This window comes from Rhodococcus sp. YH1, from assembly GCF_009939605.1.
Taxonomy (GTDB): Bacteria; Actinomycetota; Actinomycetes; order Mycobacteriales; family Mycobacteriaceae; genus Rhodococcus; species Rhodococcus aetherivorans.
In genome coordinates this window covers 1-9,387 of the sequence record NZ_WVTE01000085.1, presented here as the reverse complement: position 1 = coordinate 9,387, position 9,387 = coordinate 1, and the positions used below count along the sequence as shown (strand labels likewise).

At 70.6% G+C, this 9,387-nt stretch carries 8 protein-coding genes; 7 read left to right on the top strand and 1 reads right to left on the bottom strand.

What is annotated here, in order from left to right; all coding sequences use genetic code 11:
* The 3 genes from AIIKEEIJ_RS08365 to trxA all read left to right on the top strand — a co-directional run.
* Positions 1-402 (top strand): 2'-5' RNA ligase family protein (locus AIIKEEIJ_RS08365; protein ID WP_161995410.1); only part of this gene is annotated, 402 nt, incomplete at its 5' end.
* A gap of 238 nt (positions 403-640) precedes the next feature.
* Entirely contained in the window at positions 641-1,648 is a 1,008-nt protein-coding gene (locus AIIKEEIJ_RS08360; protein WP_029544004.1) for a GlxA family transcriptional regulator, read from the top strand.
* A 140-nt stretch (positions 1,649-1,788) separates the two neighbouring features.
* Positions 1,789-2,160, top strand: a complete 372-nt coding sequence (trxA, locus tag AIIKEEIJ_RS08355; protein ID WP_006941139.1) for a thioredoxin — start codon at positions 1,789-1,791, stop codon at positions 2,158-2,160.
* A gap of 65 nt (positions 2,161-2,225) precedes the next feature.
* On the opposite strand, the gene polA is transcribed toward trxA, so the two are convergent.
* Positions 2,226-4,949 carry a DNA polymerase I gene (polA, locus tag AIIKEEIJ_RS08350; RefSeq protein WP_161995409.1) on the bottom strand — a complete coding sequence of 908 codons (2,724 nt, stop codon included), beginning with the start codon at positions 4,947-4,949 and terminating at the stop codon, positions 2,226-2,228.
* A gap of 260 nt (positions 4,950-5,209) precedes the next feature.
* On the opposite strand from polA, the gene AIIKEEIJ_RS08345 reads away from it, so the two are divergent.
* From AIIKEEIJ_RS08345 to AIIKEEIJ_RS08330, 4 genes are read left to right on the top strand one after another with little or no spacing between them, the layout of a single operon-like run.
* Positions 5,210-6,496 carry a branched-chain amino acid ABC transporter permease gene (locus AIIKEEIJ_RS08345; RefSeq protein WP_202916757.1) on the top strand — a complete coding sequence of 429 codons (1,287 nt, stop codon included), beginning with the start codon at positions 5,210-5,212 and terminating at the stop codon, positions 6,494-6,496.
* 5 nt (positions 6,497-6,501) lie between these two features.
* A complete protein-coding gene (locus tag AIIKEEIJ_RS08340; RefSeq protein ID WP_006941132.1) occupies positions 6,502-7,491 on the top strand; it encodes a branched-chain amino acid ABC transporter permease in 990 nt (329 codons plus the stop codon).
* Positions 7,484-8,524, top strand: a complete 1,041-nt coding sequence (locus AIIKEEIJ_RS08335; protein ID WP_006941131.1) for an ABC transporter ATP-binding protein — start codon at positions 7,484-7,486, stop codon at positions 8,522-8,524. The genes AIIKEEIJ_RS08340 and AIIKEEIJ_RS08335 overlap by 8 nt, the downstream gene beginning before the upstream one ends.
* A 29-nt stretch (positions 8,525-8,553) precedes the next feature.
* Positions 8,554-9,345 (top strand): ATP-binding cassette domain-containing protein, encoded by a 792-nt coding sequence (locus tag AIIKEEIJ_RS08330; protein WP_161995411.1) that lies wholly within the window; start codon positions 8,554-8,556, stop codon positions 9,343-9,345.
* Positions 9,346-9,387 lie beyond the last annotated feature (42 nt).

Sequence of the window (9,387 nt, the reverse complement as noted above, 5' to 3'; positions counted from 1 at the left end):
AACCGCCCGCACATCACGCTCGCGGTCGCCGCGTCGATTCCGCCGGGCGTGGAAGGGGCGATGCGGGAGCAGATCACGGGCGAGCCGTTGCCGGTGCGGCTCGGGGGGATGGTGCTGTTCGGCTCGCGTACCGCGACGGTGGCGCGGCTGGTGGTGCCCACGGCCGAACTGCTCGAGCTGCAACGGATGGTGTTCGCGCTGATCGACGGTTGTCCGGGTGTCCCGGCGCACATCCGGCCCGGCGAGTGGACCCCGCACGTGACACTGGCCCGCCGGGTGCCGCCCGGCCGGCTCGGATCGGCGCTGACGGCGACCCGAGCGGGCACCCGGGAGCTGACGGGCGTGTCGGCCGGCATCCGGCGGTGGGACGGCGAGGCGCGACGCGAGTGGCGGGTGGTGTGACGCCGCGCCGCCGCGGCCCGGTGCCGGGTCAGACGCGGTAGTCGCCGAACTGGGTTTCCTCGCGGTGGGTATCGGGCGTCCGGCCGGCCAGCGCCAGGGCGTCGAGCGCCACGAACACGACGAGGACGAACAGGAGGACGGTCATGGTCTCAGCCTGGTCCGCGGACCGATCCGCCGACAGCGGCAGAAACGACACGTATCGTCGATTTCCGGCCAACCTGGTGGCAGACTGGGCGGCATGCTGACGACGGTGGTCGTGCCGCTGTTGCCCCGCACCGAGGCCTTCGAACTCGGCGTCGCCTGCGAGGTGTTCGGCTTCGACCGATCCGACGACGGGCTGCCCGTGTACGACTTCAGCCTCGTCGCGGGCAGCCCCCGCCCGGTCACCACCCGGTTCGGGTACACGATCGACGTCCCCTACGATCTCGATCGCCTCGACGACGCGGATCTGATCGTGATTCCCGCCGGCGGCACCGGAATCGCCGACCTGGACGAGTCGTTCGTGTGCGGCGTCGCCGACGAGATCGCCGACCTGCAGCCGCTGTTCGCCAAGCTGCGGGCGGCGGTGGACCGTGGCACGCGGGTCGCGAGCCTGTGCACGGGAGCGTTCGTGCTGGGCGCCGCCGGCCTGCTCGACGATCGCCGCTGCACCACCCACTGGCGCCACGCCCCGCGGCTGGCCGAACGCTTCCCGGCCGCGAAGGTCGATCCGGACGTGCTCTACGTCGACGACGACCCGGTGTTCACCAGTGCCGGCACCGCCGCCGGAATCGACCTGTGCCTGCACATCGTCCGCAAGGAACAGGGCTCCGACGTGGCCAACGGCATCGCGCGCCGGATGGTGGTCCCGCCGCACCGCGACGGCGGGCAGGCCCAGTACGTCGCCATGCCGCTGCCCACGGCACCCGCCGAGACACTCGCACCCCTGCTCGACTGGATGACCGAGCACCTCGACGAGGATCTGCCCGTGGCGGCGCTCGCCGCGAAGGCGCACATGTCCGCGCGGACCTTCGCGCGGCGGTTCCTGGCCGAGACCGGGACGACGCCCGCCCGCTGGCTGCGCGATCAACGGGTCCTCGCAGCCCAACGGTTGCTCGAGACCACCGACCTGCCCGTCGACGTCATCGCCGACCGCGTCGGCTTCGGGACGGCCGCGGTCCTGCGGCAGCACTTCCTGCGCCTGCGCCGCACCACCCCGCACAGCTACCGTCGCACCTTCCGCACCGAACCCGCCCGCGTGCGGTGACCCACCGGGTGCCCACGGACGCGCTCGGAGCCGGCGCAGCAGGTATCGACGGGGGTATCGACGGGCAGAACGGGTACCCGCGGGAAGAAACGGTCGCGACACGACGTTGACGCGATCAGTACCCGACCGAAAGGATCCCCGTGGCCACCCAGACTCTCACGCAGCAGAACTTCGACGACATCATCACCGGTAACGACGTGGTTCTCGTCGACTTCTGGGCATCGTGGTGCGGGCCGTGCCGCTCCTTCGCCCCCACCTTCGAGTCGTCGTCGGAAAAGCATCCGGATGTCGTGCACGCCAAGGTGGACACCGAGGCCGAACAGGGCATCGCGGCGGCGGCGAACATCCGGTCCATCCCGACGATCATGGCGTTCCGCGAAGGCGTCCTCGTGTTCAACCAGGCCGGGGCCCTGCCCCCGGCCGCGCTCGAGGACCTCGTGACCCAGGTCAAGGCCCTCGACATGGACGAGGTGCGCCGCCAGATCGCCGAACAGAACCAGAAGCAGGGCTGAGCGACCCCGGGTGCGCACGTCCCGCCGCGACAGGGCGACGGGACGTGCGCACCGCCGTGTCGGGGTCAGTGCGCGGCGGCGTCCCAGCTGCGCCCGAAGCCGACCGAGACGTCCAGCGGAACCGACAGGTCGATGACCGAGGCCATCTTGTCCCGCACCAGCTGCTGCACCTGTTCGCGCTCGTCGGCGGTCACCTCGAGCACCAGTTCGTCGTGCACCTGCAGGAGCATGCGCGAGCGCAACCCGGCCCCGCGCAGCGCCGTCTGCACGTCGATCATCGCGACCTTGATGATGTCGGCGGCGGTGCCCTGGATCGGGGCGTTGAGCGCGGCCCGCTCGGCGACCTCCCGGCGCTGACGGTTGTCGCTGTTCAGATCCGGCAGGTAGCGCCTGCGGCCGTAGAGGGTGGAGGTGTAGCCGTCCTTGCGGGCCTGCTCGACGACGGCGTGCAGGTAGTCGCGCACGCCGCCGAAGCGGTTGAAGTAGGCCTCCATCTGTTCGCGGGCCTCTTCGGTGGAGATCTTCAGCTGCTGCGCCAGCCCGTACGCGCTGAGCCCGTAGGCCAGCCCGTACGACATCGCCTTGACCCGTCGCCGCAGCTCCGGAGTGACCTCCTCGATCGGCACCCCGAACGCCCGGGAACCGACGAAGCTGTGCAGGTCCTCGCCGGTGTTGAACGCCTCGATCAGGCCCTCGTCGCCGGAGAGGTGCGCCATGATCCGCATCTCGATCTGGCTGTAGTCCGCGGTGAGCAGCAGGTCGTAGCCGGGGCCGACGACGAACGCGTCGCGGATGTGCCGGCCCGCCTCCGTGCGCACCGGGATGTTCTGCAGGTTCGGCTCGGTCGAGGACAACCGGCCGGTGGCGGCCACGGTCTGGTTGAAGGTGGTGTGGATCCGGCCGTCGTCGGCGATGGACTTGACCAGGCCGTCGACCGTGGTCTTCATCTTCATCGCTTCCCGGTGCGCGAGCAGGTGCTCGAGGAACGGGTGCCCGGTCTGCTCGAACAGATTCTGCAGCGCCTCGGCGTCGGTGGTGTAGCCGGTCTTGGTCTTCTTCGTCTTCGGCATCCCCAACTCGTCGAACAACACCACCTGCAGTTGCTTCGGTGAGCCGAGGTTGATCTGCTTGCCGATCACGTCGTAGGCGGCCGACGCCGCGGCGGCGACGTCCGCGGCGAAGCCGGACTGCAGGTCGTCCAACCGTCCGGCCTCGACCGCGATTCCGGTCGTCTCGAGGTCGGCGAGCACACCCAGCAGGGGCAGTTCCATGTCGGTCAGCAGGGCGGTGGACTCGATCCCCTCGAGCTCGGTGTCCAGGGCCGCGGCGAGGTCCACCACCGCACGGGCCCGCAGAATCGCCGCCTCCGCGGCCTTCGCGTCGGCGGCGTCGGCGTCGTCGAGCAGCGAGAGCTGCTGCTCCCCCGACTCCTCCACCCGAAGCTCCCGCTTGAGGTAGCGCAGGGACAGGTCGTCGAGGTTGAAGGTGCGCTGACCGGGACGCACGAGGTAGGCGGCGAGGGCGGTGTCGCTGGTGACCCCGGCCAGCGTCCACCCGCGGCCCCGCAGTGCGTGCAGGGCCGCCTTCGCCTCGTGCAGCGCTTTGGGCACGGCCGCGTCGGCCAGCCAGGCGGCGAGCGCCGCCTCGTCCTCGGGCGTGAGGGTGGTGGTGCTCACGTACGCGCCCTCCCCGTCGGCCGCGGCGATCGCCACGGCCGTGGCGTCGCCGCCGTACGGGACGCAGGAACCGAGCACCGCCATACCGTGCCGCACGCCCGGCACGGCGTGCGCGGCGAGCCATCCGGCGAGCGTGCCCGGCTCGAGCACGCCGCCGCGCACCTCGAAGCCCTCCTCGGCCTCCGGCTCGACCGAGCTGAGGGTCGCGAACAGCCGGTCGCGCAGCACCTTGAACTCGAGGTCGTCGAACAGCCGGTGGATGCGGTCACGGTCCCAGGGGGTCAGGGCCAGCTGATCGGGGGTGTAGGGCAGGGTCATGTCCCGCACCATCTCGGTGAGCTGACGGTTGAGCAGCACGCTGGACAGGTGTGCGCGCAGGGCGTCACCGGTCTTCCCGCGGACCTCGTCGACGCGGTCGACGAGCTCGGTGAGGCTGCCGAACTCGCGGATCCATTTGGCGGCGGTCTTCTCCCCCACCCCCGGGATCGAGGGCAGGTTGTCGCTCGGATCCCCGCGCAGCGCCGCGAAGTCGGGGTACTGCTGCGGGGTCAGGCCGTACTTCTCCTCCACCGCCCCGGGCGTGAACCGGGTCAGGTCCGACACCCCGCGCCGGGGATAGAGGACGGTCACGTCGTCGGTGACCAACTGCAGCGAGTCCCGGTCGCCGGTGACGACGAGCACCCGGTACCCCTGGGCGGCGGCCTGCGTGGCCAGGGTCGCGATGATGTCGTCGGCCTCGTAGCCGGGCTCGGCCATCACCGGGATGCCCAGCGCCTCGAGCACGTCCTTGGTGATGTCGACCTGACCGCGGAACTCGTCGGGCGCCGAGCTGCGATTGGCCTTGTACTCGGGGTACGCCGCCGCCCGGAACGTGTCGCGGTTGACGTCGAAGGCCGCGGCGACGTGGGTGGGCTGCTCGTCGCGCAGCAGGTTGATGAGCATGGAGGTGAACCCGTACACCGCGTTGGTGGTCTGGCCGCTGTGGGTCTTGAAGTTCTCCGCCGGCAGGGCGTAGAACGCGCGGAACGCCAGGGAATGCCCGTCGAGCAGCAACAGGGTCGGTCGGTCGCCGGCGGTGGCGGCGGGCGCGGAGGAGGTGGATGCACGAGTCACGGTTCCTCAGTCTAGGGACCGGCTCGGACAACCCGGGCCCCTCCGCGACCGTGCGCTCGGCGCGGCACCCGAAACAGAACAGATACGCGGCGGAAATCGCAGAGCCCCGTGGAAAGCGGTTGCAGCCGCTAAAGTCCGGTTCCACGACGCCGGTCCCCCGGCGCCGCGCTCGACGACCCGACGTGATCCGGAGGACCTGCGTGGCCCCATCCGTGCCGCTCCGGGGGCGACCACCGATACCTCGGCTCGCCCCGACGCTCCTGCTCCTGCTCGTCGCACTCGCGCTCGCCGGTGTCGGAGCCGGGGCGGCCTCCGCGCAGGAACCCACCCCACCCCCGGCGCCGACCACCACCGCGCCGCAGCCGAGCGAGGAGGTGCGGGTCAGCGGCAGTCTCAACAACGCCGGGCAGCGCCTCGGCGGGGTCACGGTCCGGGCCCGCGACGCCGCGGGCGCCGAGGTCGCCCGGGCCACCTCGGCGCCCGACGGGCGCTGGCAGATGACCGTACCCCCCGGCACCTACACGTTCGAGGTGGACGAGCAGTCCCTTCCCGAGGGGGTGAGCGTGCAGGCCGCCGTGCAGCGCGACGTCGCCGCCGGCCGGGCGAACACGGTCATCTTCTCGTTCGGCGAGTCGCGGTCCGGGTTCGCCACCTCGGGGTGGGAGACGCTGATCCGCACCGTCGTCGACGGACTGCGGTTCGGCCTCGTGATCGCGATCGCCGGGGTCGGGCTGAGCCTGATCTTCGGAACCACCGGCCTGACGAACTTCGCGCACGGCGAGCTCGTGACCCTCGGCGCGGTGGCCGCGTGGATCTTCAACGTCAGCCTGGGTATCCAGTTGATCCCCGCGACGCTGCTCGCGATCGTGGTGGGCATCGTCATCGGCCTGCTCAACAACGGGCTGATCTGGGCGCCCCTGCGGCGCCGGCGCACCGGCCTCATCGCACAGCTGGTCGTGTCCATCGGCCTGGCGATCTCGCTGCGCTACCTGATCCTCGCGCTGTTCTCCGACCGGGCCGAGGCGTTCGCCGACTATCAGGGCCAGCGCCAGCTGGAATGGGGTCCGATCGCGATCACCCCGGTGAACCTGGCCTGCATCGCGGTCAGCCTCGTCGTGCTGGTCGGGGTGGCCCTGCTCATCCAGCGCACCCGCATCGGCAAGGCGATGCGGGCGGTGGCCGACAACCGGGATCTGGCGGCCGCCTCCGGCATCGACGTCGAACGCGTCGTCCGGTTCGTGTGGGCCCTCGGCGGTGGGCTGGCCGCCCTGGGCGGCGTGCTCTTCGGCCTGTCCGAGCTCGGGGGCCGCGTGCAGTGGGAGATGGGCTTCAAGCTGCTGCTGCTGATGTTCGCCGGGATCACCCTCGGCGGCCTCGGCACCGCGTACGGGGCGTTGCTCGGCTGCGTCATCGTGGGCCTGCTGGTGCAGTTGTCGACGCTGGTCATCAACCCCGACCTGAAGTACATCGGCGGCCTGCTCGTGCTGATCCTCATCCTCGTCGTCCGGCCCCAGGGCATCCTGGGCAGCCGGGCAAGGGTCGGGTGACCGCCGTGGACATCGCTGCCGTTCTCCAGGTTTCCTTCGCCCAGTTGATCGGGCCGTCGGCGATCTTCTACGCGCTGCTGGCCATCGGGCTGAACCTGCACTTCGGGTACGCCGGACTGCTCAACTTCGGCCAGATCGGGTTCGCCCTGCTCGGCGGGTACGGCGTCGGGATCATGACCGTCACCTACGACCAGCCGCTGTGGCTCGGCATCCTCGTGGGCCTGGCCGCCTCGGCCCTGCTGGCCCTGGTGCTGGGCATCCCCACGCTGCGGCTGCGCGCCGACTACCTCGCCATCGTCACCATCGCCGCCTCCGAGATCCTGCGGCTGGTGTTCCGGTCCACCGCCTCGGATCCGGTGACCGGCTCGACCAACGGCCTGTTCGGGTTCGCCGGGCCGTTCACGCAGCTCAGCCCGTTCGACTCCGGGCGGCAGTACTCGCTGCTCGGGATGCGGTTCTACGGCGACGACCTGTGGGCGATGGTCGTGGGCTGGACCCTGGTGCTGATGCTGTGCGGGCTGGTGTATCTGCTCAGCCACAGCCCGTGGGGCCGGGTCCTCAAGGCCGTCCGCGAGGACGAGGACGCCGCCCGATCGCTCGGCAAGAACGTGTTCGTGTACAAGATGCAGGCGCTGGTGCTCGGCGGCATGATCGGCGGACTCGGCGGCGTCTTCAACGCGCTACAGACCAAGTCGATCAACCCCGACTTCTACTCCACCGCGCAGACGTTCTTCGCCTTCGGCGCCCTGATCCTCGGTGGCGCCGCCACCGTGTTCGGTCCCGTGCTCGGCGCGATGCTGTTCTGGTTCCTGCTCACCGTTCCCGATGCCCTGCTACGCCAGTCCATCTCGGGCCCGGACCCGCTGCTGGCCCTGTCCGAGCAGCAGGTCGGGGCGATGCGCTACATCCTCCTCGGTGTGCTCATCGCAGTCATGATGGTGTTCCGGCCCCAGGGCATCCTCGGCAACAAGCGGGAGGTGCAGCTCGATGCCTGACGCGACCCTCTCCGCGGCGCAGCGCTCCGCGCTGTTCGACTCTGTGGCACGCGAGCCCGGCGCGGCCAAACCGGATCCGATCCTCGTGGTGGACGGGCTCTCCCGCACCTTCGGCGGCCTCAGAGCGGTCGACGTGGCGCACCTCGAGATTCAGCGGGGGTGCATCACCGGGCTGATCGGGCCGAACGGCGCCGGCAAGACCACGCTGTTCAATCTGCTCACCGGCTTCGACCGCCCCGACACGGGGACCTGGAGCATGGACGGGATGCCGCTCGGCGGCCTGCACCCGCACCAGCTGGCGCGCCGCGGGATCGTGCGGACGTTCCAGCTGACCAAGGCGCTGTCGAAGATGACGGTGCTCGACAACGTGCGGCTCGGCGCGACGGACCAGCGCGGGGAACGGATGCTCGGTGCGCTGCTGCCGTGGATGTGGCACCGGCAGGAACGCGCCGTCACCGAGCGGGCTCGCGAACTGCTGGCGCGGTTCGCCCTGGACGCGAAGGCCGACGACCTGGCCGGCTCCCTGTCCGGCGGGCAGCGCAAGCTCCTCGAGATGGCGCGGGCCCTGATGACCGAGCCGACGGTGGTGATGCTCGACGAGCCGATGGCCGGGGTCAATCCCGCGCTGACGCAGAGCCTCCTCGGGCACATCAAGGCCCTGCGCGACGACGGGATGACCGTGGTGTTCGTCGAACACGACATGGACGTCATCCGCGACATCTCCGACTGGGTGGTGGTGATGGCCCAGGGCTCGGTGATCGCCGAGGCCCCGCCGGACCAGCTGTCCTCGAGTCCGGCCGTCGTCGACGCCTACCTGGGCAGCCACCACGACCAGGCGCTCGAGTTCGACGACGAGGGCAACCCCGTCGGCGCCACGGCCGCGCTCGCCGTGGCGATCGAGGAGGCCGAGGCCCACACCCTCGAGTCCGGCGGCGACCTGTCCGAACCGAGCGCCACCGTCCTCGCCGACATGCCCGGCGCGGCCGGGCAGCCCGAGACCGGTACCGAGCCTCCGACGCAGGAGAAGCCGTGAGCGAGACGCCCTCCCCCAGCCCGGCACAGATGACCGCGGCCGAGCGCGCGGCCACTCCCGAGGAGCACGCCCGTCTCGCCGAGGGGGCGCTGGTGCGCGCCGACGACATCGTCGCCGGGTACTTCCCCGGTGTCGACATCCTGCGCGGCTGCAACTTCTTCCTCCGCGACGGCGAGATCGTCGGCATCATCGGACCCAACGGCGCCGGCAAGTCGACCCTGCTCAAGGCGCTGTTCGGGTTGATCCCGGTGCGCCGCGGCACGGTGACGCTGCGCGGCGACGACATCACCGCCGCGCCCGCGCACGTACTGGTGCGCAAGGGTCTCGGCTACGTGCCGCAGACCCGTAACGTGTTCCCGTCACTGACCATCGAGGAGAACCTCGAGATGGGAATCTACTTGCGGCCCAAGAAGTTCGAGGAACGTTTCGCGTTCGTCGCGCAGCTGTTCCCGCTCCTCGGTGAGCGCCGCAAGGTCAAGGCCGGTGCCCTGTCCGGCGGTGAGCGGCAGATGGTGGCGATGGGCCGGGCGCTGATGATGGATCCGTCCGTGCTGCTGCTCGACGAGCCGTCGGCGGGCCTGTCGCCGATGTTCCAGGACGAGGTGTTCATCCGCTGCAAGAAGATCAACGCCGCGGGGGTGTCGATCATCATGGTCGAGCAGAACGCGCGACGGTGCCTGCAGATCTGCGACCGCGGCTACGTGCTCGACCAGGGCCGCAACGCGTATACCGACACCGGGCCGAATCTCATGCACGACCCGAAGGTCGTCGAGCTGTACCTCGGGACGCTCGCGGGCAGCCAGGAGAAGAAGCGCAGCTGACGGGTGGACGACGGACGGGGCCGGGAACCGATCGGTTCCCGG

Bases quoted from the DNA above. Each gene is read 5' to 3' on its own strand.
- AIIKEEIJ_RS08335 (WP_006941131.1), top strand. From the start codon at position 7,484: ATGCCTGACGCGACCCTCTCCGCGGCGCAGCGCTCCGCGCTGTTCGAC.
- AIIKEEIJ_RS08330 (WP_161995411.1), top strand. From the start codon at position 8,554: ATGACCGCGGCCGAGCGCGCGGCCACTCCCGAGGAGCACGCCCGTCTC.
- AIIKEEIJ_RS08360 (WP_029544004.1), top strand. From the start codon at position 641: ATGCTGACGACGGTGGTCGTGCCGCTGTTGCCCCGCACCGAGGCCTTC.